The following is a 24770-nucleotide window of genomic DNA, read 5'->3' as shown; positions in this document are numbered from 1 at the left end:
CCTCCTCCCTTACCACTTCAACCAGTTGATGTCGCTGAGATCTGAACGACCGCGTTCGCGATAGTTCTTCAGAATGATGGCCAAACCAACAGCCACTTCGGCAGCGGCAACCACCATAATCAACAGCACAAAAACATAGCCAACAGCCACTTCCGGATTTAGAAACCGGTTAAAAGCCACCAGGTTAATATTGACAGCATTGAGCATTAATTCAATGCCCATCAAAACACCGATGGGGTTCCGTCTGGATAAGGCGATAAAAAGCCCGATGCAGAAAAGCAGAAGCGCTAAGAAAAGGTAATGTGTTAATCCGATCATTTCGCATCATCCTCCTTTTCTGTAATCATCAAGGCGCCAATCATCGCTACCAGAAGCAAAATAGCAGCCAATTCCGTCGCCAAAATGTGTACCCCGAAAAGACTGATGCCAATGTGGTAAACCGAAGGCACCGCAATCGGCCCTGCCGGTACAGCCGGCAGAATGCGAATGCACATGCTCACCACAAAGCAAAGCCCGGCGGCAATCACCCCACCGCCAATGGCGGTTCTCGAAAAGGGGTTGGTCAGGGTGCGAACGCCGTAACTTTTGGTCAGCATGATCCCAAAAATCATCAGGATGGTAATGGCGCCAACGTAAACCAAAAGCTGGGCCACCGCTAAAAACCGTTCGTGCATGCTGGCGTATATGCCGGCCACTGAAGCGAAGGTCACCAGCATCAAGAGCGCCGTGCGGAACAAATTACGCGATACCGCCATGCCCAAAGCACTGGCAATCATAATCACCGCAAAAAAGTAAAATAATGCGGGAGAAATGGTTGATGTCATTATTCTCCCTCCTTCTCAGCTGTCGGTGCCGGTTTTTCAGCCGCTGCATCTGCATCGGCCGGTTTCGGCGCCGGTTTTGGTTTGGGCTTCGGCGCATTCGGGTCAGGTGCCGGTTTTTCAGCCTTAGGCCTAGCAACAGACACTTTTGGCGGATGCTTCTCAAGATAGGCGGCCTGCACCGCATCAAATTTTTCATTCATTTCATGCGGAACGGGCGACAGAAAATCATAGTGGGTATTTTTCCGATGATAAACGGTTGTTTCAAAATTTTGTGCGTTCATCAGGGCTTTGGTTGGGCATGCTTCAATACACAGCCCACAGAACAAGCAATAAGATATATCCATATCGTAACCGGTGACTTTATTTTTGTTGTTTTCGTCTTTTTCCGTCTCAATATGGATGACTTTATTCGGGCATGCGCGTTCGCAAAGCCGACACGCAATGCATTTGTCGTAATCGTACTCAAAGAAACCATGGCTGGCTGGTGACAGATTCGGTCGTTCTTCAGGATATTGCTCCGTGAACTTCGGCAAAAAGAAGTGCCGTATCGTTACCGCCAGTCCTTTTAAGAGTCCTGTACCGTACAAAAGAAGCACCTCCTTACGCTAATGTCTGTACAAGTCTAAGCGCGATGCCGGTAATGGTCATATTGGCAATGGCCAAGGGAATCAGCACTTTCCAGTTTAATTTCATTAAGTGGTCAATGCGAATACGCGGATAGGTCCATCTGATCCACATATTGATGAATACAAAGACGTAGGTCTTGATGATGATCCAGATCCAGCCCGGCAAAATCGGTCCGTGCCAGCCGCCCAGGAAGAGAACGGCAGAAAGCCAGCACATGGCCAAGAGGGCAACGTATTCCCCTAAATACATGAAGGCAAACCGCATACCGGAATACTCGGTTTGATAACCGGCAACCAGTTCCTGTTCCCCTTCCGGAAGGTCAAAGGGATTTCGGTTCATTTCAGCGGTTGAGGCCACCAGGAAAATGATGAAGGCCAGCGGTTGACGCCAAATGAACCAACCGTGGTCAATCTGATTTTGAACGATTTCATTTAAGTTCATGCTGCCGCAAATCATCACAATACCGATGACGGAAAAAATCAGCGGAATTTCATAAGAAATCATTTGCAGCGTGGCCCGCATCCCACCCATAAGGGTGTACTTATTATTGGCCGCCCAGCCGCTGGTCAACAAAATAAAGGTGGTCAACCCGCTGACGGCAAAATAAAAGAGTAGGCCTACATCACTGTCTACCATGCTCATGCCTGCCCCGAAGGGGAGGACCATAAAGCACAGCATGGTGGGGATAAAGACCACCAAGGGCACCAAGTTGTACAGGAGCTTATCTACATTTTTAGGGGTGTAGGTGTTTTTACTGACCAGCTTTAAAATATCCATAAAAAGCTGGAAAATACCGGCCGGGCCCACACGGTTCGGACCAAGGCGCTCTTGGTAAAAGCCGGAAAATTTACGTTCCAGATAAACCAATACGATAACATTGCACAGCAAAAATACCAGAATGACCACCGCTGCCAGGATGCGGACGATCCAGTCTCCCAACATTTGAGAACCGCCCAGTCCTACAATCCACTCGGAGATGGCGCCACCCATATTGATGAATAAATTATTGAGCATTTTGCCACCTCCTAACGGTCCACTTCGCCTAAAACGATGTCAATACTGGCCAAGGACGTAATATAGTCCTGCAAGAGCATGCCGTCCACAATGCCCGGAAGGGCAAACAAGCTCATAACACTTGGTGCGTGCAGACGGATGCGGTAAGGTTTCATGCCACCATCGGAAACAATATAGTAACCGAGCCAGCCTTTAGCCCCTTCAATCTGAGCGTAGACCTCGCCCTTGGGCACCTTAATCATTTTTGGCACCTTGGCCATGGTCGGCCCTTCTTTGGGCATTTGTTCCAAAGCTTGGCGAATGATCTTACAGCATTCTTCCATTTCATAATACCGCACCATGTAGCGGTCAAAAGCGTCCCCTTGCTTGCCGGTGATCACCTTGAAATCAAACCGATCGTAAATGCTGTAGGGGCGGTCCTTGCGCAAGTCTGCCGGTTTACCGGCGGCACGCAGGTTGGCCCCGCCGACAGAGTATTTCATGCAAGTCTCTACATCTATGATACCGACATTTTGTGTCCGTGCTTGGAAAATTTCATTCCCGTGGACCACATTGGCAAAATCTTTCATGGCCTGGGGATAGCCGTCCAGCCAATCGGTAATCATTTCCACCATGCCATCCGGCAAGGGCGTTGGTGCACCACCGATGCGCAAGGCGTGGTTGTTCATCCGGCTGCCCGAATAGGCTTCTAAAATATCTAAGATTTTTTCACGTTCGCGGAACATGTACATCCAGGCCGTATACCCGTTTAGGTCCAGGGCAAAAGAAGCCAAATAGACCAAGTGATTGGCCACGCGCTGCAGTTCACCCAAAATCACACGAACATATTCACCGCGTTCAGGCACCGTAATGTTCATGAGCTTCTCCACGCCCATCAGGTAGCCCCATTCATTCAGAATCGGCGCCAAATAGTCCATCCTGTCCGTATAAGGTGTGAATTGTGCCCAGGTTTTCTGCTCGGCAATCTTTTCAATCCCCCGGTGCAAATAACCAATGATGTTATCCACCTCAAGGACATGTTCCCCGTCCATTTTCATCCGGGCCCGAAAAACCCCGTGGGTTGAAGGGTGTTGAGGGCCTAAGTTGAAAACAAAAGGCTCCGACGGATGGTAGGTCTCGGCAACATCACGCAAGGCCTCTTGCTGCTCACGTAAGGCCGTTTCCATATCCGCTTCGCTCATCTGAGCCCTGTCGTGCATTGACAGATTTTCTTTCATCTCCTCATCCCTCCTTTAATCGCGCGTATTGGAGACGTAATCTTTGCGCAAAGGGTGCCCTTCAAAGTCATCGGCACAAAGGATTCGCTTCAAGTTCGGGTGATTATCGTAGACAATACCGAAAAGGTCATAAACTTCCCGTTCCATCTCATTGGCTGCCGGGTAAATGTCGCTTATGGTCGGCAAATGCAAGTCATCTTTTGCCATCGGGACAACCACGCGAAAAATAATATAATCATTTAAGTTCATAAAATGATAAATCCCGCACAAATCCTCTTCACGTTCCAGAGCCGTCACATCCACCAAAAACAAGGGCGTCAGCGCTGCCTTTAAGGCGGTCACCGTCTCCACCAAATCGTCGCGTGAGCAGAGATAAGTCGGATTGACACCAGGTGTCTCAACGGCAGTCAGTGCTCCAAACTGCTGATCTAAAGTCACTTACCTCTCCTCCTTTGCCGCTTTCTCATCCAGCACGCGCTCCCGTAACTTCAAGCAGGCATCCAAAAGGGCCTCCGGACGCGGCGGACAACCTGGCAAATACACATCCACCGGAATCATCCAGTCGCAACCGTCCGCCACCGCATAACTGCCGGCGAAAGGACCACCGGAAATGGCACAGTTGCCCATCGCAATGACATATTTCGGTTCCGGCATTTGTTCATAAACCCTTTTAACAACCGGCGCCAAACGCTTTGTCACCGTTCCCGCCACAATCATTAAGTCTGAATGCCGCGGAGACGGGCGGAAAACTTCATAGCCAAACCGCGCCAAGTCAAAGCGCGCCCCGCCGCAAGCCATCATTTCAATTGCACAGCAGGCCAGCCCCATCGTTACCGGCCAAAATGAGCGTGCCCGGCCCTGATCCATCAGCGCATCCAGGGTGGTTAAAATCACTGAGCGATCCAGCTCGGCACGCGTTGCTTCATCCAAATGATCAAGACCCGGCGTCGGTTCGACCCGTGTTGAGTCAGACCAGCCGTCAGAGGTTTTTAGCTCCATTCCAGTGCACCTTCTTTCCATTCATACCAAAGTCCCAAACAAATTACCAGCAAGAATACCACCGCTGCCACAAGTGGCAAGAGACCGATATCTTTAAATATCAGGGCGATGGGAAAGAAAAACAGGGCTTCAATATCGAACAGTAAGAAAATCAGCGCATACAGAAAATGGCTGACCTTAAACTGCACCCAGCCGGTGCCTTCGGTATCGACGCCGCATTCAAAAGCTTCATACTGTCCCTGTGGCTTATAGTAGTGGGGGCTTAAAAGCAAGCTGACCCCGATACCGGCAGCACACAAAAAAACAGCCAAGCCCAGAAATAAGAGGGCGGTCCATAATTCTACGTTCACCTTTTACTCCTCCATTCTTAAGCACACGCTTGTGCCTTTAATTACTATTTATTATGCAACTATTTTTTAAAAAACTCAATTAAAACAACAATGAATCAAGTATCTTTATTTTAAAAGTTCGATAATTTTCACAAAAGGATTGTTTTCGTTACTTTCTGTACACATTTGTTACATTCTGCTATGACCCAACCGGCAAACAACGCCCTGTGTACTAAAACAGGGCCCCCTTTATGACCTGTGCTTGTGAACACGAATTAATAACTCAGTCACGTACAAATCTGCTTGCTCCGTTGTCCAGTAATCCACGACATATCGTTCAAAAACATCTGCTTCAGCATCATAATCATGCGTTTCTACCCATTGATTTAGCTTACAATAAGTCTCCGACAAATGATTAAAATCACCAATATGATAAATACTCGCATAGACACCTGCCGGGAAGGTAAATGAATGTACTTTTGGCACTTCTTTATAGGCTTCCTGAACCACCAAACAATCCGTCGCCCGTCCTGCGGCTTTATCCTCAGCCGATGAAAAATACATGCACACCGGGCCTGTAATATGATTGTTCAAATTTTCAATGCCATTGTTAAATGGAATATTGATCAACGCTTTTCGGTAATCATAATGAAAGGCATAGGGCATGGCGTAATAGGTTCGTTGTGGGAGTACTTTTAGGGTCACATCGGTTAAATGTTCCTCAATCACCATTTGGGCTTCCACAATTAGTTCCAACCAGTCGCTGATAAAATGTTTCATCCGCGATAATTCCCATTCACGTGCCCGATGCTCATTAAGTTTACCGGTAAATTCATAAGATAAGGTACTGAAAGGGGCACCATTGACCAGTTCCTTAATCTCATCCAGCTTAAAACCCATTTGCTTATAATAGCGAATGACCGGCAAGGTTAAAAGCGTGCTTTCATCATAATAACGGTAACCGTTATCAGCAACTTTATCCGGTATCAATAAACCTATTTTTTCATAATAGCGCAAGGTCTTTCTTGAAATTTGGCAAAGCTCCGCCACTTGGCCTATGGAGTAGTAGTTGTCCTTATCCATCGGATCTTGCCCCTTTAAAATCTTTTACGGTATTGCGCACAATCTCAAGGACAGGGTTTCTTCCCGAAGCTGACATTTTTTGCATATCTTGTAAGGCCGAATAAAGCGTCCCCAAGGACCAGGTCTCCAATTCTCCTGTCAAATAATCTAAACTGGATACTTCGCCGTAGCCGCTTTGCTCAACACGACCTTCTACTTGCCTTGCCAACCGGTCTTGTGAAAATTCCTGTTGAGCCAGCGCAAAAAAATCAGCCAGTTCTTGAATAGCTGCCACTTTAACCGGAGACGGCATGACCAATTGAGGTGCCAAGTGCTGGGCAAAATAGGTCGGGTCTGTTTGGCGCATCATCCAAGCATATTTTTCAGCAATCGGATTGCGTCCCAGATCTTGATAATCCAAATAATCGTTTAAAAGTAGATTTAATGTCGCTTCTGAAAAAATTGCATGTTGTGCTCGACGCATACGACGAAATGTTTTCGGTCGATCTTGGCAAACAGCGCGTCCGTCAATCCCTTCTACCTGAGAAAAAAACCACCATTCCTGGTCTATAATTTTTTCAATCAATTTTTCTTTAGCCGTCATGATAGCCTCCTACGCCAGATCAAACATCAAGGGTAATTGACGTAATGAAGCGTCTGTCACCCCATCAGCCAAGCTTTCTGCCAAGGGAATTAGAAAATCGTCAGCCATCTGAACTTGATATCGCAAAGCGGCCGCACGGCCTATGTCACGACAAATCTCTTCAATCAGTAAACGTTTGGCTTCACCTTCCGGTCCCATATCTTTCCCGGCAGTTATTGCCAAAACTGCCTTCACGACCGGTTGCAAAAGCGGCAAGTCCACCGCCGCACGAAAACGCCATTTATAAAACGGCATATACCGCTCATTTAGTAAAAACAGGGCGCCTAAGGCATGGTTAATAAACTCAGCTGCCGCTAAATAAGCGCTGCCACTGTCCTCTCTGCGTAAAGCACGGGGATAATTATACTGACCGCTTTGTGCCATTTTTGCTAACCGTGTTGCTAATTTTTTACGGCGCACCTCTTCCGGATACCCTTCTCGCAATAGATTACGACGCGCGCTGAATTGACCTGCTGCATCTTCCCATACTTCCCCATTGGTCGCAACAGCCAATGCCTCTTGCGGAATTTTAAACCAATCCATCAGGCTTGACGGCTGGGCAATCCCATTTAAGGCATTGCGGTAAAATTGCTCAACAGACATGACACCGCGACGCCCAGCTGCTTGTCTGCTGGTATGCTCCCGATTAAAGCCCTTGTATGTTGATGGCAAGGCTGCGTAAGCCTGCCTTAAAGCTTCTCCATAACGAGCGGCCACTTCATCTGTCAACCAGAGGCAACAATCCGGCCCAAAATCATGATCCTGTGAGTACAGGTCATCATAGCCAAAGCACTCAGACCCTTCTCCCACAAGCCCTGCTGCAATACCCGGCAGGGCTGCTGCAAATTCCGTTTCCAACATAGGGCGCACAATATCTTCATAATAGCCTCGCGCCAATGCTAAGCCCTTCATTGGGCACCGCCAATGAGGTCTGACAGACGGCTGCGCAAAGCCTCCAATTCACGGTAGGCTTGGCCCTCAGTCCCAAAGTCCCTGGCAATCGCCGATTGGGCACGGTCACATTCGGCCAGAGCTGCAGGATAGTCCCCCATATGATAATAAACCTGGGCCAGGGCTTGATAGGCCTGGCCTTGATGAACATCTCGCTCTCCCGGCAAGGCGTTGTAGCGCTTCAAGGCATCTTCTAAATAATTTTTTGCACTGTCCAATTCACCGCGCATCAGCTCAAGCTGTCCCATATTGACCAGGGTGGTGGCCACTTCAGCAGCAGCCTCCGGTATATTTTGAATAATGGTCAAGGCTTGGTTTAAAAGTCCGCAGGCCGTCTTATAATCGCCACGTTCTCGGGCAACAACACTTCTATTGTTATAAACAGCTGCCATCGGATAGGCCTGCGACAAGCCCAACCGGGTATAGAGTCCAGCCGCTTCATCAAAATACCGTTCAGCCGCCTCATACTGCCCATTGGCCAAATAAACATCTCCTGTATTGAGCAGGGCCGTTGCATAGTGAACGGTATCCTGCAGGCCAACATCAATCATGGTAGATAAAATTTCCTGGTAGATCCGCAGGGCTTCATCAATCTTGCCCTGGGCGCGCAATATACCGCCCAACTCGTTATTGACGGCAATGCCTCCGGCCCGGTCACCGGATTCTTTAGCCAATTCCAGCTGTTCGTATAAATATTTTTCTATCGTCGCTGCGTTTCCGGTTTTAAACTGCAGGTCCAAGCCACGATAAAACGCCTCCTGATCAAATCCCGTCATACGAATCCCCTTTCCATAAGCAACTTTTCTCTATAAAGTATCTCCATTATAGCTTATCTCTTTTTAAAATGACAGATGTAGCAAATATCTTGGCGAATAGATCACTAGTAACATATCCACTATGCTCTCTCAAATTACGAAAAATACCCACCAAAAATATTGGTGGGTATTTTTATGGATTCAGACGTAGATTACTCTACATTAGCGCGTTGTGGCAAAATCGTTTCAACTTCTGCGTGCGGACGTGGGATAACATGTACAGATAACAATTCTCCAACGCGTTGTGCAGCAGCTGCGCCTGCATCAGTAGCAGCTTTAACTGCACCAACATCACCGCGAACCATTACGGTCACCAGACCGCCACCAACATGCTCTTTGCCGATTAAAGTTACATTTGCCGCTTTGACCATCGCATCGGCTGCTTCAATAGAGCCGACTAACCCTTTGGTTTCAATCATTCCAAGTGCATCATATTTTGCCATAATTTTTCCTCCTCAAATGCTTTAACTTATTCGCCACCATTTAGTGCTTTAACCAATTCATTAACCATATCTTGCAGTTGATTCAAATTAATGCCGTCATTTTCTAAAGTTGCGCCGCGTCGGATGGCATCCTCTACAGCCTTTGTATCCGACTTACAAGCAGCACTACAACTCGGGCTGTAAAAATGGTTGCCGGAAGTTGACGGATCTGCGCTAGCGCCAAGTGTTACCGTCGGAGTTGCTGTTTTTGGAGCCGCAAAAGCTGCACTTTGTGTACCGACAGGACCTTGATAGAAACCGGCAGCTGTACCATTATTCGCACCAGCGCCAGGTTGATCATAATTGTGATAGATTTTATCTTCTTGTAAGAGCGTGGTTACATCTTTGATACCATAAGCCACTTTTTTAACATTAATTAAATGCTCTGGCCCAACATTTTCCGATACAGAGCTGCCACCCCAAGTACCGCAACCTAAGGTTAATGCAGGTGCTAAACCGGTGCTGATGCCTGTACCGCCTTGAGTTCCGCCGGTATTGACAAGTATGCGAGATGCCGGTTTAACAGAGAATCTCTGCACTATTTCAGGATTTTCTGTGTGCAAGCTCATCGTATGACCAATGCCGTTTTGCAATAAAGCAATAGAGAGATCGCAGGCTTCTTTCCAATCATTGACCGTGTAAAAGGCTAGCACGGTGGTCAATTTTTCATAAGACAGCGGATAGTTATCCCCAACGCCACCTTGCTCACCGATAAGAACCCGCGTACTGGCAGGAATTTGAATGCCTGCCGCTTGAGCAATCACCTGCGGAGAGCGACCGACAAACTTGGCATTCATGGAATGACCATTTTTAAACAAAAGCTGGCAGACTTTTTTGGTCTCGTCTTCATTCATGAAATATGCACCTTGACGGGTGAACTCAGCAACAACTTGTTCACGATTACCCGTTTCGCAAATGATGCTTTGTTCACTGGCGCAAATGGTGCCGTTATCAAAGGTCTTGCTGGCCATAATTTGGCTAACCGCATGATGTACATCGGCAGTCCGTTCAATATAGGCTGGTGAGTTACCTGCACCAACCCCTAAGGCTGGTTTACCGGCACTGTAAGCCGCTTTAACCATACCTGGGCCACCGGTTGCAATGATCACTTTAACTTCCTTGGAATGCATCAACTCATTAGTGGCCTGCATGCTCGGCAAAGATATACAACCGACAATATGCTCCGGAGCTCCGGCAGCAACAGCCGCCTGGTTCATCAGCTCTACAGCTTTCAGGGTGCATTTCAAGGCGGAAGGATGTGGTGAAAACACAATGGCATTACGCGCCTTAATGGCAATAATTGACTTATAGATAACCGTAGACGTTGGATTGGTTGACGGAACAATGCCCATCACCAGCCCCATCGGTTCAGCAATTTTAATGACCCGATTAGCCCGGTCCTCTTCTAGAACACCAATGGTTTTCGTATTTTTGATACCTTCATACAACAATCCTGAAGCCAAGTGGTTTTTATAGCATTTATGCTCGACAATACCGAACCCTGTTTCTTCTACGGCCATTTTAGCCAGTTCGTCACGGTGCTCTTCGGCTACCTGAACCATATTGCGGATGATTTGGTCAATCTGCGTTTCTGAATAATTGGCAATTTGATCCGCTGCAATTTTTCCGTAACGCGCCAGGTTACGGACCTCTTGTACCGATCTTAAATCATAATCCATTTCCATCGACATGGGTGCCTCCTTAACATGCTAAATAATTATTCAGCCTTATAGTCCGGCAGTATCGTCTCGACTTCTGCATGAGGACGTGGAATAACATGGACAGAAAGCAATTCACCAACGCGTTGGGCTGCTGCAGCGCCAGCGTCTGTAGCAGCTTTAACGGCACCGACATCCCCACGAACCATAACTGTAACCAGACCACCGCCTACACGTTCTTTGCCAATCAAAGTAACGTTAGCAGCTTTTACCATAGCATCTGCCGCTTCAATAGACCCGATTAAACCTTTCGTTTCAATCATACCAAGTGCATCATATTGTGCCATAATGATTTCCCTCCTAAAATAATTTTACTGAAAGTATTCTTTAAAATAAGCTAACAATGTTTTTTTGTTGGCATTGGAAATATCTCTACCCTGTATCGGGAAGTCTTCATACTGCCGTGCTAAATTACGTAAGTCAATCACACGCATTTGATTCAACTGTTTGATATCTATGCCCTTTGTGGTGTTTTGAGGCTCTATAGACGTATCAGAAATATCCTTTTCTAAATCTGTATCTGATATTTCCGGTGTTTTCTCAGGCATCTTATCAACCGTCTCTGTTGAGGGCGGATCCGGCAAATCATCAAAGAGGATCTCCAGCTGATCATCCGGACGCGGAATCACATGCCGCCCAACCAGCGAGTCGCCCAGTCGCTTCACTGCAGCTTCCGCCGCCTCAACAGATGTGCTGACAGCAGCCACCTCACCACGTATGATGATACACGTCAATCCGCCACCAACACGAATTTTTTCAACAGTAGACACATTTGCTGTTTTAAGCATGACATCAAGGGCTTCCACTGTAGCTAAAACTCCGCGTGTTTCAATCATACCAATGGCTTCTTTCATGAGCATCCTCCTTTCATGAATTTATTTCCACAATCATAATTTTAGCGGATGTATCGACTACCCATTCAAAATTTACCGGCTGGATAATATCAAACACATCCCCCTCTTCAGCTTCCATTCGCCGTCCTTGAATAAAGGCGGATATCTTCCCGGACAAAACAATGACTTGAACGGGCTGATTGACACTTTCAGCATATTTACCTGCTGAAAAGGTAATTTCCTTAAACTGACTGGAAGCATTTATCGGCAATTGTCGTTCCATTTTGCCTTCAGAAACAGGCTTTGCTTTCAACGCGCCTGTTTTCACCAGGCGAATACCTGTTGCATCCGTATGGACCGCCTGATTGAAGAGCAGGGCTAATTGTGTCGTATCCAGCAAGCCATTGGCCGCCAAGATAGACAAAACTTGATAAATCTTATCGGGAGAAAACAGCTCTGTTTCTGCCCAAGAGGATCCTGTCGCGGATTGTTCTACCCAAGATAAACCCTCTTTAGCAGCTAAATCTTTAGCTGCAGGCGTAATGATTGCATCCTGATCAATAGGTAATTCTTTCTTTCCTTGGGATAAGGCTTCTTCCACATCAGAGACGCAAATAAGTTGTTTCATTCAATCACATCCTTACATTACAAAAGATGTCTGAGCAAGTCCGGCGCCGGCGAAGGAATGATTTCACAATCAACCAAAGGCCCGTTTTCCACGGCTATGCGTTCGCCGGCCTCTACGCCTGCCTCAACAGCAGCTACGTCTCCGGTGAAGACAAAAAACGCTTTTCCGCCTAACCCATTGCCTAAACGACATTCAATTGCTTCTAAGGCGGCAACTTTTAAAATGGCATCTGTACAAATCAACATCGTGGCCATACTAAAACTTTCTACAATGCCAATGGCATTAATTTTTTCCGGCATATGCGTTGCTGTTAAAGCAGGGTATACGCCATCATGCACATTAGCAATGGTAATTTGATCGACCAAAAAAGTACCGGCCGTGGTAATCCCTGCAGCCATTGACGCTTCTACCGCTGCCACTTCACCGTGAACGATGGCAATATATTTGCCCGGGCAGGTAGATGATGCGGTAATCATATCTACTTGACCTGCTTTGAGCATCGCATCGGCGGTAATAATCCCTCGTGCAATACTGGATAATTCAATCATACCGATTGCATTTGCCATCTAATTCCTCCTTATAACAATTTGTCCCTTATCTATAGATGCCACATACCCATCTATAGACGCATGTACCGGTGCACCAAGGGCATCCGGGGGGACATCTGCAATGCATTCACCTTGACGGACGGTTTGTCCCACCTGAACCGTTGCTTCTGCCGGGGCACCGATGTGTTGGCGCAGGCCCAAATACACTTCAGACGGACTATCATCATAAGTCTTTAAAGGAGCCGGGCCGTCATAAGCCAAAATATTTAATCGTGCCATCAATCGTTTAGATGAAAGCAAGCGCCACCGTCGTTCAGGACGCGGGGTAAAATGCTCTTTTGTTTTTTGATAGCGGATATTTGCTTCTAAGGTTTCCGCCTTAAAAATCATATTGGCTGTCTTGGGATATAAATTAGCCGGGCAGGCAAAAAGCTCGCAAACACCGCACTGACAGCATAACTGAGAAATAGCAAATGGTTCTAATTCTTTCGGTGCGAACGTCATGCCATTCATAATGCGATGTGGCTCAATAGAATGTCCCATTAAGTACCGCGGACAGAGGTCCGTGCACATACGGCACTGCTCACAAGCGCCATGATTGATGCGTTTTGCCTGTGGCATTTTCACAGTTTTACGTTGAATCAAGCCATGATCCTTGGGCAATACAACGTATCCCTTGCTTTTTTTTGTTACCGATCCGGATAAATCTTTTAAAACTGCCCCCATCATCGGTCCACCGTCAATGACAGCAATATTCTCGAAATCAACAACCCCGGCTGCTTGAAGCACTTCTTTTAGCGGTGTGCCAACCGGCACACCGGCCGTATACGGTTTCGGGACATGGCCTGCCACTGTTAAAAAGGTGGTGACAACAGGCTCACCATGATGTGCTCTGTACACATTCAGAGCGGTCTCACTATTCATGACCACACAGCCGACAGCAATAGGAATGCCGCCTTCCGGCACCACCCGGCCGGTGACCTCATGGACCAGCATCTGTTCATCGCCCATGGGGTATACATCCCGAAGTGGTTTAATGGTAATCCTATCTTGCAGTTTTAAAGCCGATAAACGGTCGGTCAGATGTGCAATCACCTCATGATGCTTCTCCTTGATGCCTATAATGGCTTGTTTAACATTCAGATGATTGGCGACAAGCTGAAAGCCTTGTAAAATTTCATCTGCATAATAGACCATTAATTGTTGGTCCACCCTTAAAAGCGGCTCACATTCAGCAGCATTCATAATGAGGAATTCGGCTTGTCCTTTTATTTTAGCTGCAGTTGGAAAGCCAGCGCCGCCGGCGCCTATTACGCCGGCTGCGCGTACTTCTTCCACTAAATCCATAGCTTCACTTCCTCAGTTAAAATATACAATCCTCGTCTATAATACCGACCACTGCTGCATCTACAGGGATGCTGTCATCACCTAGCATACGTCGCGCTGATGAGCCTGTTGTGATGAGTACTCTTTCGCCAATGCCGGCGCTAATAATATCCACCACAACCAATTCCTCACCGGCACGATTGCCGCCTATGATTTCTGCACGCATTAATTTAAATCCGCTGAGGCTTTCCGTTTTTCGTGTTGCCCACACACGTCCAATTAATTTTGCCGTTAACAGCTTCCTCATCCCTTTTTCATTAATCGCTTCCCAATTGTATCAATCGCCTCTTCAACTGCAGCTGTTTCACCATAAATGGCAAGTAAAATCATATTTTGTGGACAAGATCCACGAATATCTTCCACATGTACGCCTACGGTTTTTTGAGCGATATCGCTGGCGACAATCATATCGATTAATTTCCCTTGACACAAACCAATGGCATCAATTTCAGGCAAATCAATCGGCTCACGACTGCCCCGGCGACGGTCAAGTATCTCCAGTGTTGCAGGTGAAGGATGTTTGATGATACGAACATCCATTAGTTTCCCTCCTCCGGCAATTGACAATTCAAGGCAATCCCAAGAGGGGTAACAAACATCGGCTGTTGCGGTTTAAAGGTCGGAATGCCCGTACGGCGTTCAACGATTTCTTCAATACCGTTCAAGCAGGCGGTCCCTCCAACCAATACAATGTTGTCCACAGCATGGCCAGCTACATGATGACTGACAATAGCTGAAACCTTATCAATCACCGGCGCTAAAACAGGCAGTAACTCTTTATGATGTGCCGGATTGCGTTTAAACCGCTCCGCTTCATCATAAGGCATTTTATAGGCTCCCGATACCACCAAAGAAAAATGTGTTCCTCCGGTAGCTTCATCTGAAACATCCGTGACATGGCCATCTTTAAATATTGATATGCCGGTGGTCCCACCACCAATGTCCACTATGGCACCGTCTGTTATATTCAGAACAGCATTGGCGGCAGTGGGTTCATCCAGTAAATTGGTCAACTGAAATCCGGCACTTTCCACCACATTTTTAATGGCACCACCGTCAATTGATCCGGTTTCCGGCGGAATGGCAGCTGCTGCATAGACCAGTTCTGTATCCAGCTCTTGCTCCAGTTCGTCTTTCATGCGGCGCACAATATCTACCGCACCGATGTAATCAACCACCATGCCGTCCCTAACCACATCAGCGTATTGCATTTTACCTGCAACCGGACGCTTTTCTGCATCTAAAACGACAACCACAACACAAGCTGTTCCAAGGTCCACGCCCACATAAAAAGGTGGTGTCGCATTGTGACGAGGGGTCTTTAAAACCGTCTCAAAATCAGCAACCAGCTGATCAGCTTTCTCAAAGCGATGCTTCATCGGCAACCCCTCCCAGCAAATTTAAATAAGCCTGTATCAAGGCACTCTGTGCGGCGCATAAAACGGTTTCGTCTCCAGATGCCTGGACCAAAAGATTGGTCAATTTCCTATACCGCAGTAATCTGGCCGCTCCCGGATGGGCTAATAACTTACGCTCAAAATCCGGCATTTTTTCAGATACCGTGCACCCACACGCCACCGGTTTCCCGCTGGTCAGCGATTCAGCTAAATCGGCAAACAGGGCCGCATCAGCAGGGATATCCAAAGCCGCTTGCCACAATTCTGCGATTACCAGTGCCAGGTCTCCGTTTTTTTCAGCATCATGCCCCACATTTTTTACCCTTTTAGGTGCAGTGGGATCAATGATATCCACCCGTTGGTCTATCAAAAAAGTCCGAGCGCCCGGAGTTAAACGGATATCTTGTGAAAGACGATAAGTTGAAAAAGGGGCTTTTGCATAAGCGTCGCGCATCTCTCCTTCGGTAACATATCGCATTTTATCCCTCCCTTACAGCTTCTCGGATAGCGTCTAAAAACACTTGCATGCTTTCTCCGACAGTAAAATCAACCACAAAAATTTTATCAACACCTGCTTCAACAAGCTGGGCCCGGCCAAAACCAGTATTTTTCCCCTCATGGTCTTTCAGGTTAACAACACCATAAGTAGGGCAGCTGAACAGCTTTGCAAACCCATGAGAGTACACTTGTCGGTTACGATCAGCATCGGCCAAAAGGACCAGGCAGGCGGCTTGATTTTGCGCCATTGCAATCAAATGATGCGCCATCCAGCGATGCTCCAAATAGGCTGCCGGGACATCAATGGTACAAGATCCATAAATAGGATCCTGCCGTTTGCCCAGAGGCGCTTCACTGCCTTCCAACAAATGTGCCAGGTAGGATTTTCCCGAGCCTTCCGGCCCAATAATCATAACGCGCCGCTTCATGTACGCGTCACAGCTACAGTGTCAAATCCCAGTAAGTCACATAGCGTCTCCGTCACTGCTTGAAGAGCTGTGGCAACACTTTCCACATCACCACTGATAATGACTGAACCGGTAAAACGGTCCAAAAAACCAATCTCCACATCAGATGCTTTAGTGGCAACATCTGCTGCAATAATAGCTGTTTCCACAGGCGTTAAGGTTAAAATACCGATGGCACCCCGGCCTTCAATGCCCAGCCGCTCATATATGTCCTGCATCGGATGAGCGATGACGTGGGCCAAGGTCACTTGTTTGCCCGGCACACTCTCCTGAATAATGCGTTCATGTGTCCGTTTCTCAGGAATGCCCATCATTCGCCTCCTTAATGCCGTATCAAGTCAACCTTAAAATCATAATGAGAAAGAATCTTTTCCAGCCGATCTAAATCTGCTTCGGAGAGACTGGGGTCTCCTTCTATGGGATAGACCTTCCCCACCTGGGGATATTTCCCCACCCCCATTTTGTGGTAGGGCAAGATATCCACGCCTTTAAAGTTTTTATACAGTTTATACGGCGCTAAAAATTCAGCCACCTGGTGAAATTCTTCATCACTATCGTTAATGCCTTTTAAAAGCGGCATCCGTATTTTAACATTATAGCCTTTTTCTAAAAGCAACGCTAAATTATGCAGGATTTTTTCGTTGTTGACCCCGGTCCATTCCATGTGCTTAACAGGATCCATGTGCTTTAAGTCAAACAAGAACAAGTCACAGACCTCTGCAATTTTTAAAATATTGGATTCAGAGGTGTAGCCCGATGTTTCAATGGCCGTATTAATCCCCGCTTGCTTACAAGCAGCCAGTATGCTAATTGCCGCTTCCGGCTGGGCAGTACACTCGCCACCACCCAAGGTTACACCACCACCGCTCATCTCATAAAACATGCGATCTTCTTCTACAACTTCCAACAATTCGGTAATGGTTTTCCGTTCACCAACAATCGACAATGCTTGTCGCGGACAGGCTGCAACACACTTTCCACAGGCGATACAATCAATTTCCCTGTTTACCTCATGTTCTCCGGCTGCATTCATACGATGAATGCCCACCGGACAAACCTTAGCACAGGCACCGCAGTGAATACAGGCTTGCGCTTTGAACATAATTTGTACTTTTCGTTCCAAACCTTCCGGATTGGCACACCAGCGACAGCGCAGAGGACAGCCTTTAAAAAAGATCAGTGTCCGCACACCGGGTCCGTCATAGGTGTTATATTTTTGAATGTTGAAGATGAGCGCTTCCCGCTCAGGACCGGTGTTTCGAGCCGTCATGTCATCCTCTCCTTTACGCCATCGGTTTAAAAGCCCTTCAATACCGTCCGGGAAATGATTTCATCCTGTACTTCTTTACAAAGTTCAACAAAGAAGGCGCTATAACCGGCAACACGCACGACCAAATCTCGATATTCTTCAGGTTTTTCCTGTGCTTTCTTTAACGTTTCATTGTCCAAATAGTTGAACTGCATTTCACCGTTGCCGTAAGCACAAGCCGTCCGTAACAAGGTAATTAAACCGTTTTCACCCTCAGGAGTATCCAAAAGGCCGCCAATGAGTTTAAAGTTATGAACCATGCCAATATTCATATTGTCATTCGACAATTTGGAAACAGATTTAATAACAGCCGTCGGCCCCTTATAGTCAGCGCCTTGGGTCGGGCTGATGCCATCAGACAAGGGCGTCCAAGCCAGGCGGCCATTTGCAGAAGCCCCGGTCATTTCACCGAAGGGGGTGTTGTTAGAGATGGACAAAGTCCCGTGAGATAAAATAGAATACAGAGTTTTATACTTACGGTGTTCCATTTCTGTAAAGTTGATTAAATCTGCTGCGATGAAGTCAGCATAGTCATCATCATTACCGTACTTCGGAGCATTCAAGCAGTCTGTGCGCACTTGATCATAACCTTCAAAGTTTGCCACAAGTGCTTGGTTTAACTGCTGTAGGGTATATTTTTTATCATCGTAAACCAGTTTTTTGATGGCTGCCATCGAGTCTGCATAGGTGGCCAAGCCACTCCATACAACCCCCGGGCCAAAGTTATACATTGCCCCGCCAGCAGATACATCTCGTCCCTTTTCCATGCAGCCTTCATAAAGAATGCTCATCAGGGGTTTTGGTGCCAATTCACGGTGAACCCGTTGGCTGATAACAGTTGCTGTAGCGGTTTTCCTGGTAATCCACTTAATTTGCTCTTTAACCGCGGCTTCAAATTTTTCGTAAGTGTCAAACTGGCTGATGTCACCAGAATCAGGGGTGACCTGTTTGCCATACCAAAGCGGTACACCGTGATTCAAGGTTGTTTCAATGCATACCGGCCACTGGGTGTAACTGGTGGACGTCCATTGGTACAAACGACCTGCTTTTTGCGGTTCCACGCACCCCATCAAGCAATAATCCCGGGCATCTTCAATAGAAACGCCTTTGGCCAGCATCATTTTTATATGGGTGTCATCAAAGTGGCAAGCCGGGAAACCCATCCCGCTGCGGACCACATCAACGATTTTACGCATATATTTTTGTGGGCTCTTCGTATGAATACGGCAAGCTAAAGAAGGTTGGTAGATTTTCACATGACGAACCGCATCCATTAAAAGATAGGTCAGGTCATTGGTGGCATCTCGTCCATCACGGGTTACCCCGCCCACACACATATTGACAAAGGGCTGGTAGCCGGCGAAAAATTTAGAGCCGCCTTCACTTGTAATCCACATCATTTCGCTCATTTTTATGAGCATGCAACCAGCCAGTTCAAAGGCTTGAAATTCATTCAGCCGACCACTTTTTAAGTCTGCTTCGAACAGTGGGTACATATATTGGTCCACACGCCCGATGCTCATACCGGTTTGGTTTTCTTCTACCGGCAAAAGACTTTCAATGATCCAAACAGCCTGAATGGCTTCCCAGAAGGTTTCCGGTTTATGCGCCGGTACACGCTCACAATTGGCTGCAATTTGCATCAATTCTGCCTTGCGTTCCGGATTTGATTCAACAGCAGCCTTTTCACGGGCATAAGCCGCTAACCGACGAGCATAAATCATAACCCCTTCCGTGGTGTCCACCACGGCTTTATAAAAGTAAATCTTATCTAGATCCTCAGGGTTGGCATAATCCAATTGAGCCAAATGCTCTTTGGCCTCGTTTTGAATATCCAGCATGCCTTTTTTCATGACAATGACGTCATACCCAGGATTGGAGTCGCCGCCGCCGTTTAAAGCGTGGTAAGAGCAGTCGGATACAAAAGATTCGCCGCTCATTTCCCATAAGCCTGCTTCACGGTATTGGTCTTCACAATACTCGTCAACGGATTTTCCTTTCCAGAAGGGGAAGAGAACCTCACGGCAATAGCGTTTATCTTCTTCAGAAATATAAAACGGATCCTGCGGGCGGCTAGAGATGGTATCCAATTCTTCTTCCAGCCAACGCCAGGAAATATCCGGAGAAAAAGCGCCGGCCCGTGGTGCTCCACAAGGATTCCCGACAATGAGTTCATCGTCCTGAATCACCAAAGGAGCTGTTTCACAGCAATGCTTAAAGCATTTTGCCCGCAAAACCGCCTTTGGCATCCCCGGATTTTCTTTAGTAATCTCGGTAATGGCACGAGCGCGGTGGGTCGTAATCGTAGGCACTTGTTTTAAAAAATTGTCTTTCAGGCGACGCAAACGTGGCGTAATATCATCCGGAATTTGCGTACCGCCGGAAATAACTCCACCGGTGCAAGTCTGCCCATGCGGTGTTGTTTGATTTAGCTGATCGGTTACCTGAGAAAACATCCGCGCCAGGGCAGCTTTTTCTTCGCCGGACATATGGCGCGTAGCTTCCGCCAATTGTTTGGAGAATTCGCGTAAATCCATTAGCGTAAACCTCTCTTTCAATACGTTTGATGTGATAAAACTTCTAAAAAAGCATTAAAACTGTCTAACAACGGATCTTCAACTCCACCCGCTGCCGTATCCTCGACTTGCTTGTCTGATATTGGGCAGATATTTTCCACACTTCCGCAATAAGCCGCCAAGGCAGCATCAATGCGACGCACCGGACGTGCAAGCTTACGCAGATAAATCAAATTTTCCGGATTTAGATTATCCGGTGACCATCCGCTCTTTGGGTTGCCCGATCCCAGTGTAAATGACGGATACAAGTCCGTCGTCATGCCAATAGCACCAAAGGCTGCCGGAGTATTGATAAGTAGGCGTCCTACCGGCTTTCGCAAGGCAAACTGTTCAATAACCGCTTCATCGCGACTGTAAATGACCATGCTATGCCCGCCGTCTTCATCCAGGAGAAGCTCTATACATTTTTCACAAGCTTCTTCCCAATCCGCCTCCGGATACCAGGCCAAAATAGGCGCCCATTTCTCTTTTCGATACAAGCTTTGCTGAGAAACATACGGTTCTTTAGCAACCAGCACCTTTTTATTGTCCGGTACCTGAAACCCAGCTCGACGTGCTAATTCTACAGCGTTCTTGCCAACAAACTCGCTTTTATAACGTCCTTCATTATCAAAAGCAACATTAGCTAAGGCCTGTGCTTCATCAGGGTTCATAAAATAAGCACCGGCTGCAGCAAAAGCTTGGGCAAAAGCGCTTTCAACAGCAATATCAACGACAATACTTTGTTCCGCTCCAGGCAAAAGCCCGTGATCAAAAGATCGGCTGGAAATAATGTCTAAAGCTGCTTGAGGTAGATTTGCCGTTTTTTCTACAAATACCGGATTATTGCCCATGGATCCATAAATAAATGGTTTCCCGGATGCTCTCACAGAAGGCATGGCCGCAGGGGCACAAGAATTTACGATAAGCCCCGTCGCCGGGTGTTCGCACAAGGTCCGGATACCGGCAGCTGCTACTGTGTGCAAAAAGCCGACTGTGTTTGAAGGCAATCCCAATTTCTCAAGGCATGCACTCACCTTGTCAAAAAAAGCACTTAATGTATTCCGTGCGCGTTTAGGCGGAACAAAAATACTCACGTTACCACTTTTTAGAGCCACCGTTAATATATGGGCAGCTGTCACTACCGGATTCGTCGATGGCAGAATAACCACCAAGGGGCCACGCGCAATGCCCACTTCGCCGATTTCACCCCCATAAGCAGGTCGTAAAATGCCTCGATAGTTTTTTCCATTTAGCACTTGTGGCATGCGTTCGCATAAAAAACGCAGTTTAATATACTTATCTTCAATATTGCCGTAATCCGTCTCCAAAACCGTTTGTTCTGCTAAAGCTTTTGCTTCACTACGAACTAAGTCCAGTACTGCTGCAACCGCTGCATCGGTTAGAGAGGCGGGTAAGGCTCGCAAAAGAGCTTGTGCCTCCCGTGCCTGTTCAGCTAAAATACGCGCTTCTTGCACAGACAAAAGGTCGTTGTCGATGATAGGCATGTTTTCCCTCCTTTCTATGTTTATTCGGAGAGTAATTGATCAAAATTGTACCTTTGGGTGATTTTTTGCAAATCCTCATGAGGACGCGCAATCACCACTGAGCTATAAACTTCTGTTCCCATGGCTTCAACGGCAGCCACACCGGCGGCAACGGCCTGTTCGCAAGCGGCCACATCTCCTTCAACCAAAACAGAGATATAACCTGACGCCACGTTTTCATAACCGATGCAAGTCACATCTGCCGCTTTCACCATAGCATCTGCCGCTTCCAATACATAGACGAGACCGAAAGTTTCAATCAATCCCAACGCTTCACTGGCCATAAATCCCTCCTATCCGGCATCAATATCGTGCACGGAAACAATATCGCCTACCGCACGAATGGGGCGCTTCATAACATTCTCTGCAGTCAACTTACCGATGGCGGCAGCGGCTTGAGCGCCGGCTGTTACCGCTCGTTCGCAAGCAGCGACATCGCCTTTAACGACAACTGTGACCAAGGTTGATCCAATGTTCTCATAGCTGATTAATTCAACATCTGCCGCCTTTAGCATTTTATCCAACGCATATAAAGCCGGCACCATGCCCACCGTTTCAATTAAGCCAATGGCTTCTTCACCATAATATCGCGCCATAACGCCTCCTAGTAGGGATGATTGCCAATATAACCAATGATGGTTTTGCGCTGTTCAGGCGTTGTTTTATAGTACACCTGCAGTACCCCTTGCGCATCCACCTCATAGCGACTTTCTGCCAATAAATCATTACTGACCGCAGTCATGATTGCCTCTATAACCGCCGGGCGGCGCAGCCCCCGATAGTTGCCATACTCAGGCGTCAGGGTACGGATCACATCATCTGCTGTTGCCTCATCAACTTGTACAAAGTGATTTATGATTGCATAGTTTAATGGTAGTTTCATCTTGGCACCTCTTTACTCGGCTTTCTCGCGACGAAAGAAATCTAATGGATTTCCAGCAATGACAAAAATCCCGCAAGCCATGATGACAGCTGCAGCCCAAGCAATCGGCGGTAGGCTCCAGCCATCCAAACCGGCCACGACACCTAAAACAATCCAACAGAAGAAGGGGCCCCAGAAGGAGAACATGCCATTGCAGGCCATGCCCAAAGCCGCACCACACATTGAATTGCCTTTATACCAAAGGCTGTAGGCATAAAGTGCAAAGAAACCACTGATGACAAAGAAAAGCATAGACGGGCTGGTGAAGGCTTGTCCGGCCAACTTAAACCCTAATCCAACCGGTTCACCGCCAACTAGGGCAAAAATAGGAATAAGAACAAGTAAGTTGCCCAAACCGGAGGTGCATTGACGAATGGTAATCCCAATTTCATAGTCGATCAAAGTGGTCCCGTAACCGGCCACACAGCCTTCAAGTCCCCAGCCAAAAGCAGCAATAAGAGCAATCATAATGCCCAAAAAGCGGCCTTCCGGTGCATCTTGACCAACAGAAGTCGAGCCAATCATAAAACTGGCGATAACACAAATACCGATCCCCACAAGCATACGCGCATTTAATTTTTGCTTAAAGAGGATCCGTGCCAAGATTGCCCCAATAGCCGGACAGAGTGCTGAAATCGGCACAACAATTGATCCTGCCAATTGAAGCCCTATGACATACGCTGCCGATGAAATGGGCCCACCAATGGCTGCTGCCAAAATCATAATACGTCCCGGTTTCGTTCTTAAGCAACGAACAAAGTCTCCTAGCTTCCCTTTAATACCTGCATTGGCCAAGGCCCACAAGGCACTCATCGAGTCATTGACAGCACTGCCCAAAGCCCCAATCAAATAAGTGATGACAAAAGCCGATAGCAAGGCTGTATTCTCACCGTACCAGTCGGCCCATACGCCTTTTGTCATGCCCAACGTCATAAAGGCTGTATAAAGCCCATAGCTCATCCCAGATAAAATGGCTACGGTTACGCCTTTTTTAAAAAAAGACGAATCCAATTTGTGCTTTAATGCCTGTGCCGTCGTGAGGCCGTTGCCAGCCCCGGGTGGTGATTGATGTTCCATATACTTCATCCTTTCTGCGCTCATATTTTAAAAGCGAGCCGCCGCAAACGAAATATTGCGACAATTAATATTGTAGATAGTCTACCATATTCCCCCTTGGGGAATGTCAATCATCATAATACCCAGTTTTTTTCAATGCTTTCATATCTATTGTTGTTATTTAAAGTATAAATACGCACCTATTTTATACATATATAGCATTTAACTGAAATCCACCTTTCCCCTAGGGGCATAGTTTTCCAGTTTATAAGTTATATTTTTTTGTCTTTTATCTAACATGAAAACAGCAACCTCATCCTTGGCCAAAATCCCAGCAAATCTTACTTCAAACCTCAACCTTAGCGTTAGATAAATTTGATACTGTATATTTCTTTCAATAAAAGAGACGCCATCGCACAAAAAATCCCAGCTGAATCAGCCGGTCTCCATTTTGGGATTACTTCCACTGGAGAAGAAGGTTGATTCAGCTGGGATTGGTTGATCAGTTGGCGTATCCTTTGGCTTACAGGCCGATTGGATGGTGGTATTCGCTCATTTTGAGACGCGCATTGGCGCGGGCAAGTGCCGCTTCAGCGCGCATCACGTCTATCTCTTCACTTTTTTTCAAACGTTCGAGGGCACGGGCTTTGGCTGCTTCGGCGCGTTTAAAATCAATTTCAGATGCGGTTTCTGCCGCTGGCGCTAGAATGCTGACGGTATTATGGTTCACTTCCACAAAACCGCCGGAAGCGAAGATGACCTTTTGTTCACCGTCTACGGTATAGCGCACCACTTGAGGGACGAGGGCAGCCAGGGTCGGGGCATGATTGGCCATGAAGCCCATCTCGCCGTTTGTCGAGGTAACAACGACCAGGTCGCAATCAATATTCAATGCGACGCCTCTGGGCGTGATGACGTCAAGATGTGTTTTTTTACCCGCCAT

General features: G+C 47.1%; 33 protein-coding genes. All 33 read right to left on the bottom strand.

The window, feature by feature from the left end; all coding sequences use genetic code 11:
• Positions 1 to 9 precede the first annotated feature (9 nt).
• The 33 genes from nuoK to atpC all read right to left on the bottom strand — a co-directional run bounded on the left by nuoK (position 10) and on the right by atpC (position 24770).
• On the bottom strand, positions 10 to 318 hold the full coding sequence (gene nuoK, locus BLQ16_RS03745) for an NADH-quinone oxidoreductase subunit NuoK (RefSeq protein ID WP_091791404.1): 309 nt from the start codon (positions 316 to 318) through the stop codon (positions 10 to 12).
• The gene (locus tag BLQ16_RS03740; protein ID WP_091791403.1) at positions 315 to 824 is read right to left on the bottom strand and encodes an NADH-quinone oxidoreductase subunit J family protein; all 510 of its coding nucleotides are present in this window, start codon (positions 822 to 824) and stop codon (positions 315 to 317) included. Before BLQ16_RS03740 ends, nuoK begins: the two co-directional genes overlap by 4 nt.
• Positions 824 to 1411: a NuoI/complex I 23 kDa subunit family protein gene (locus BLQ16_RS03735; RefSeq protein WP_091791402.1), complete on the bottom strand. Its 588-nt coding sequence runs from the start codon at positions 1409 to 1411 to the stop codon at positions 824 to 826. The genes BLQ16_RS03740 and BLQ16_RS03735 overlap by 1 nt, the downstream gene beginning before the upstream one ends.
• Positions 1412 to 1424: 13 nt before the next feature.
• Positions 1425 to 2465 (bottom strand): NADH-quinone oxidoreductase subunit NuoH, encoded by a 1041-nt coding sequence (gene nuoH, locus BLQ16_RS03730; RefSeq protein WP_091791401.1) that lies wholly within the window; start codon positions 2463 to 2465, stop codon positions 1425 to 1427.
• An 11-nt stretch (positions 2466 to 2476) separates the two neighbouring features.
• Positions 2477 to 3682 carry an NADH-quinone oxidoreductase subunit D gene (locus BLQ16_RS03725; protein WP_242868942.1) on the bottom strand — a complete coding sequence of 402 codons (1206 nt, stop codon included), beginning with the start codon at positions 3680 to 3682 and terminating at the stop codon, positions 2477 to 2479.
• 15 nt (positions 3683 to 3697) lie between these two features.
• On the bottom strand, positions 3698 to 4120 hold the full coding sequence (locus BLQ16_RS03720; protein ID WP_091791400.1) for an NADH-quinone oxidoreductase subunit C: 423 nt from the start codon (positions 4118 to 4120) through the stop codon (positions 3698 to 3700).
• Positions 4121 to 4681, bottom strand: coding sequence for an NADH-quinone oxidoreductase subunit B (locus BLQ16_RS03715; RefSeq protein ID WP_091791399.1), 561 nt, complete (start codon positions 4679 to 4681; stop codon positions 4121 to 4123).
• Positions 4672 to 5031 (bottom strand): NADH-quinone oxidoreductase subunit A, encoded by a 360-nt coding sequence (locus BLQ16_RS03710; RefSeq protein WP_091791398.1) that lies wholly within the window; start codon positions 5029 to 5031, stop codon positions 4672 to 4674. Before BLQ16_RS03710 ends, BLQ16_RS03715 begins: the two co-directional genes overlap by 10 nt.
• Positions 5032 to 5259: 228 nt before the next feature.
• Positions 5260 to 6093, bottom strand: coding sequence for a MerR family transcriptional regulator (locus tag BLQ16_RS03705; protein WP_091791397.1), 834 nt, complete (start codon positions 6091 to 6093; stop codon positions 5260 to 5262).
• Positions 6086 to 6676 carry a DUF4125 family protein gene (locus BLQ16_RS03700; protein ID WP_091791396.1) on the bottom strand — a complete coding sequence of 197 codons (591 nt, stop codon included), beginning with the start codon at positions 6674 to 6676 and terminating at the stop codon, positions 6086 to 6088. Before BLQ16_RS03700 ends, BLQ16_RS03705 begins: the two co-directional genes overlap by 8 nt.
• Before the next feature lie 9 nt (positions 6677 to 6685).
• Positions 6686 to 7627: a DUF4037 domain-containing protein gene (locus BLQ16_RS03695; RefSeq protein WP_091791395.1), complete on the bottom strand. Its 942-nt coding sequence runs from the start codon at positions 7625 to 7627 to the stop codon at positions 6686 to 6688.
• Positions 7624 to 8442, bottom strand: a complete 819-nt coding sequence (locus BLQ16_RS03690; protein ID WP_091791394.1) for a tetratricopeptide repeat protein — start codon at positions 8440 to 8442, stop codon at positions 7624 to 7626. The genes BLQ16_RS03695 and BLQ16_RS03690 overlap by 4 nt, the downstream gene beginning before the upstream one ends.
• A 191-nt stretch (positions 8443 to 8633) precedes the next feature.
• Positions 8634 to 8924: an ethanolamine utilization microcompartment protein EutM gene (eutM, locus tag BLQ16_RS03685; RefSeq protein WP_091791393.1), complete on the bottom strand. Its 291-nt coding sequence runs from the start codon at positions 8922 to 8924 to the stop codon at positions 8634 to 8636.
• A gap of 26 nt (positions 8925 to 8950) precedes the next feature.
• Entirely contained in the window at positions 8951 to 10648 is a 1698-nt protein-coding gene (locus BLQ16_RS03680; RefSeq protein WP_091791467.1) for an acetaldehyde dehydrogenase (acetylating), read from the bottom strand.
• A gap of 32 nt (positions 10649 to 10680) precedes the next feature.
• On the bottom strand, positions 10681 to 10968 hold the full coding sequence (gene eutM, locus BLQ16_RS03675; RefSeq protein WP_091791392.1) for an ethanolamine utilization microcompartment protein EutM: 288 nt from the start codon (positions 10966 to 10968) through the stop codon (positions 10681 to 10683).
• A gap of 24 nt (positions 10969 to 10992) precedes the next feature.
• Positions 10993 to 11535: a BMC domain-containing protein gene (locus BLQ16_RS03670; RefSeq protein ID WP_159427974.1), complete on the bottom strand. Its 543-nt coding sequence runs from the start codon at positions 11533 to 11535 to the stop codon at positions 10993 to 10995.
• Between the two features lie 13 nt (positions 11536 to 11548).
• Positions 11549 to 12142, bottom strand: a complete 594-nt coding sequence (locus tag BLQ16_RS03665; protein ID WP_091791390.1) for a hypothetical protein — start codon at positions 12140 to 12142, stop codon at positions 11549 to 11551.
• 17 nt (positions 12143 to 12159) lie between these two features.
• On the bottom strand, positions 12160 to 12708 hold the full coding sequence (locus BLQ16_RS03660) for a BMC domain-containing protein (protein ID WP_091791389.1): 549 nt from the start codon (positions 12706 to 12708) through the stop codon (positions 12160 to 12162).
• On the bottom strand, positions 12709 to 14037 hold the full coding sequence (locus tag BLQ16_RS03655; RefSeq protein ID WP_091791388.1) for a 4Fe-4S dicluster domain-containing protein: 1329 nt from the start codon (positions 14035 to 14037) through the stop codon (positions 12709 to 12711).
• Between the two features lie 16 nt (positions 14038 to 14053).
• On the bottom strand, positions 14054 to 14314 hold the full coding sequence (locus tag BLQ16_RS03650) for a EutN/CcmL family microcompartment protein (RefSeq protein ID WP_091791466.1): 261 nt from the start codon (positions 14312 to 14314) through the stop codon (positions 14054 to 14056).
• Between the two features lie 5 nt (positions 14315 to 14319).
• The gene (locus BLQ16_RS03645) at positions 14320 to 14616 is read right to left on the bottom strand and encodes a BMC domain-containing protein (protein ID WP_091791387.1); all 297 of its coding nucleotides are present in this window, start codon (positions 14614 to 14616) and stop codon (positions 14320 to 14322) included.
• On the bottom strand, positions 14616 to 15455 hold the full coding sequence (eutJ, locus tag BLQ16_RS03640) for an ethanolamine utilization protein EutJ (protein WP_091791386.1): 840 nt from the start codon (positions 15453 to 15455) through the stop codon (positions 14616 to 14618). Before eutJ ends, BLQ16_RS03645 begins: the two co-directional genes overlap by 1 nt.
• Entirely contained in the window at positions 15439 to 15951 is a 513-nt protein-coding gene (locus BLQ16_RS03635; RefSeq protein ID WP_091791385.1) for a hypothetical protein, read from the bottom strand. The genes eutJ and BLQ16_RS03635 overlap by 17 nt, the downstream gene beginning before the upstream one ends.
• A 1-nt stretch (position 15952) precedes the next feature.
• Positions 15953 to 16384 carry a EutP/PduV family microcompartment system protein gene (locus tag BLQ16_RS03630; protein ID WP_159427973.1) on the bottom strand — a complete coding sequence of 144 codons (432 nt, stop codon included), beginning with the start codon at positions 16382 to 16384 and terminating at the stop codon, positions 15953 to 15955.
• An 11-nt stretch (positions 16385 to 16395) separates the two neighbouring features.
• A complete protein-coding gene (locus BLQ16_RS03625; RefSeq protein ID WP_091791383.1) occupies positions 16396 to 16749 on the bottom strand; it encodes a BMC domain-containing protein in 354 nt (117 codons plus the stop codon).
• An 11-nt stretch (positions 16750 to 16760) separates the two neighbouring features.
• Positions 16761 to 17708 (bottom strand): choline TMA-lyase-activating enzyme, encoded by a 948-nt coding sequence (cutD, locus tag BLQ16_RS03620; RefSeq protein WP_091791382.1) that lies wholly within the window; start codon positions 17706 to 17708, stop codon positions 16761 to 16763.
• 26 nt (positions 17709 to 17734) lie between these two features.
• A complete protein-coding gene (cutC, locus tag BLQ16_RS03615) occupies positions 17735 to 20284 on the bottom strand; it encodes a choline trimethylamine-lyase (protein ID WP_091791381.1) in 2550 nt (849 codons plus the stop codon).
• A 17-nt stretch (positions 20285 to 20301) separates the two neighbouring features.
• Positions 20302 to 21810 carry an aldehyde dehydrogenase family protein gene (locus BLQ16_RS03610; protein ID WP_091791380.1) on the bottom strand — a complete coding sequence of 503 codons (1509 nt, stop codon included), beginning with the start codon at positions 21808 to 21810 and terminating at the stop codon, positions 20302 to 20304.
• Between the two features lie 20 nt (positions 21811 to 21830).
• Positions 21831 to 22133 carry a BMC domain-containing protein gene (locus BLQ16_RS03605; RefSeq protein WP_091791379.1) on the bottom strand — a complete coding sequence of 101 codons (303 nt, stop codon included), beginning with the start codon at positions 22131 to 22133 and terminating at the stop codon, positions 21831 to 21833.
• A gap of 9 nt (positions 22134 to 22142) precedes the next feature.
• Positions 22143 to 22445 carry a BMC domain-containing protein gene (locus BLQ16_RS03600; protein WP_091791378.1) on the bottom strand — a complete coding sequence of 101 codons (303 nt, stop codon included), beginning with the start codon at positions 22443 to 22445 and terminating at the stop codon, positions 22143 to 22145.
• An 8-nt stretch (positions 22446 to 22453) separates the two neighbouring features.
• Positions 22454 to 22732 (bottom strand): hypothetical protein, encoded by a 279-nt coding sequence (locus tag BLQ16_RS03595; protein ID WP_091791377.1) that lies wholly within the window; start codon positions 22730 to 22732, stop codon positions 22454 to 22456.
• 12 nt (positions 22733 to 22744) lie between these two features.
• Positions 22745 to 23848 carry a hypothetical protein gene (locus BLQ16_RS03590; protein ID WP_091791376.1) on the bottom strand — a complete coding sequence of 368 codons (1104 nt, stop codon included), beginning with the start codon at positions 23846 to 23848 and terminating at the stop codon, positions 22745 to 22747.
• Between the two features lie 502 nt (positions 23849 to 24350).
• A complete protein-coding gene (atpC, locus tag BLQ16_RS03585; protein ID WP_091791375.1) occupies positions 24351 to 24770 on the bottom strand; it encodes an ATP synthase F1 subunit epsilon in 420 nt (139 codons plus the stop codon).

This window comes from Peptococcus niger (assembly GCF_900101835.1).
Lineage (GTDB): Bacteria > Bacillota > Peptococcia > Peptococcales > Peptococcaceae > Peptococcus > Peptococcus niger.
The sequence above is the reverse complement of the archived record's forward strand: the minus strand, read 5'-3'. Positions and strand labels throughout refer to the sequence as shown.

What these genes read in the sequence shown, in the direction of transcription:
- BLQ16_RS03740 (WP_091791403.1), bottom strand. Translation starts at nt 824, where the DNA reads ATGACATCAACCATTTCTCCCGCATTATTTTACTTTTTTGCGGTGATT.
- BLQ16_RS03700 (WP_091791396.1), bottom strand. Translation starts at nt 6,676, where the DNA reads ATGACGGCTAAAGAAAAATTGATTGAAAAAATTATAGACCAGGAATGG.
- BLQ16_RS03660 (WP_091791389.1), bottom strand. Translation starts at nt 12,708, where the DNA reads ATGGCAAATGCAATCGGTATGATTGAATTATCCAGTATTGCACGAGGG.
- eutJ (WP_091791386.1), bottom strand. Translation starts at nt 15,455, where the DNA reads ATGAAGCATCGCTTTGAGAAAGCTGATCAGCTGGTTGCTGATTTTGAG.
- BLQ16_RS03605 (WP_091791379.1), bottom strand. Translation starts at nt 22,133, where the DNA reads ATGGCCAGTGAAGCGTTGGGATTGATTGAAACTTTCGGTCTCGTCTAT.
- BLQ16_RS03600 (WP_091791378.1), bottom strand. Translation starts at nt 22,445, where the DNA reads ATGGCGCGATATTATGGTGAAGAAGCCATTGGCTTAATTGAAACGGTG.
- BLQ16_RS03635 (WP_091791385.1), bottom strand. Translation starts at nt 15,951, where the DNA reads ATGCGATATGTTACCGAAGGAGAGATGCGCGACGCTTATGCAAAAGCC.
- BLQ16_RS03590 (WP_091791376.1), bottom strand. Translation starts at nt 23,848, where the DNA reads ATGGAACATCAATCACCACCCGGGGCTGGCAACGGCCTCACGACGGCA.
- BLQ16_RS03715 (WP_091791399.1), bottom strand. Translation starts at nt 4,681, where the DNA reads ATGGAGCTAAAAACCTCTGACGGCTGGTCTGACTCAACACGGGTCGAA.
- eutM (WP_091791393.1), bottom strand. Translation starts at nt 8,924, where the DNA reads ATGGCAAAATATGATGCACTTGGAATGATTGAAACCAAAGGGTTAGTC.
- BLQ16_RS03690 (WP_091791394.1), bottom strand. Translation starts at nt 8,442, where the DNA reads ATGACGGGATTTGATCAGGAGGCGTTTTATCGTGGCTTGGACCTGCAG.
- BLQ16_RS03595 (WP_091791377.1), bottom strand. Translation starts at nt 22,732, where the DNA reads ATGAAACTACCATTAAACTATGCAATCATAAATCACTTTGTACAAGTT.
- BLQ16_RS03695 (WP_091791395.1), bottom strand. Translation starts at nt 7,627, where the DNA reads ATGAAGGGCTTAGCATTGGCGCGAGGCTATTATGAAGATATTGTGCGC.
- cutD (WP_091791382.1), bottom strand. Translation starts at nt 17,708, where the DNA reads ATGACGGCTCGAAACACCGGTCCTGAGCGGGAAGCGCTCATCTTCAAC.
- BLQ16_RS03670 (WP_159427974.1), bottom strand. Translation starts at nt 11,535, where the DNA reads ATGAAAGAAGCCATTGGTATGATTGAAACACGCGGAGTTTTAGCTACA.
- atpC (WP_091791375.1), bottom strand. Translation starts at nt 24,770, where the DNA reads ATGGCGGGTAAAAAAACACATCTTGACGTCATCACGCCCAGAGGCGTC.
- BLQ16_RS03645 (WP_091791387.1), bottom strand. Translation starts at nt 14,616, where the DNA reads ATGGATGTTCGTATCATCAAACATCCTTCACCTGCAACACTGGAGATA.
- BLQ16_RS03705 (WP_091791397.1), bottom strand. Translation starts at nt 6,093, where the DNA reads ATGGATAAGGACAACTACTACTCCATAGGCCAAGTGGCGGAGCTTTGC.
- BLQ16_RS03610 (WP_091791380.1), bottom strand. Translation starts at nt 21,810, where the DNA reads ATGCCTATCATCGACAACGACCTTTTGTCTGTGCAAGAAGCGCGTATT.
- BLQ16_RS03630 (WP_159427973.1), bottom strand. Translation starts at nt 16,384, where the DNA reads ATGATTATTGGGCCGGAAGGCTCGGGAAAATCCTACCTGGCACATTTG.
- nuoH (WP_091791401.1), bottom strand. Translation starts at nt 2,465, where the DNA reads ATGCTCAATAATTTATTCATCAATATGGGTGGCGCCATCTCCGAGTGG.
- BLQ16_RS03725 (WP_242868942.1), bottom strand. Translation starts at nt 3,682, where the DNA reads ATGAAAGAAAATCTGTCAATGCACGACAGGGCTCAGATGAGCGAAGCG.
- BLQ16_RS03680 (WP_091791467.1), bottom strand. Translation starts at nt 10,648, where the DNA reads ATGGAAATGGATTATGATTTAAGATCGGTACAAGAGGTCCGTAACCTG.
- cutC (WP_091791381.1), bottom strand. Translation starts at nt 20,284, where the DNA reads ATGGATTTACGCGAATTCTCCAAACAATTGGCGGAAGCTACGCGCCAT.
- BLQ16_RS03665 (WP_091791390.1), bottom strand. Translation starts at nt 12,142, where the DNA reads ATGAAACAACTTATTTGCGTCTCTGATGTGGAAGAAGCCTTATCCCAA.
- BLQ16_RS03625 (WP_091791383.1), bottom strand. Translation starts at nt 16,749, where the DNA reads ATGGGCATTCCTGAGAAACGGACACATGAACGCATTATTCAGGAGAGT.
- nuoK (WP_091791404.1), bottom strand. Translation starts at nt 318, where the DNA reads ATGATCGGATTAACACATTACCTTTTCTTAGCGCTTCTGCTTTTCTGC.
- eutM (WP_091791392.1), bottom strand. Translation starts at nt 10,968, where the DNA reads ATGGCACAATATGATGCACTTGGTATGATTGAAACGAAAGGTTTAATC.
- BLQ16_RS03655 (WP_091791388.1), bottom strand. Translation starts at nt 14,037, where the DNA reads ATGGATTTAGTGGAAGAAGTACGCGCAGCCGGCGTAATAGGCGCCGGC.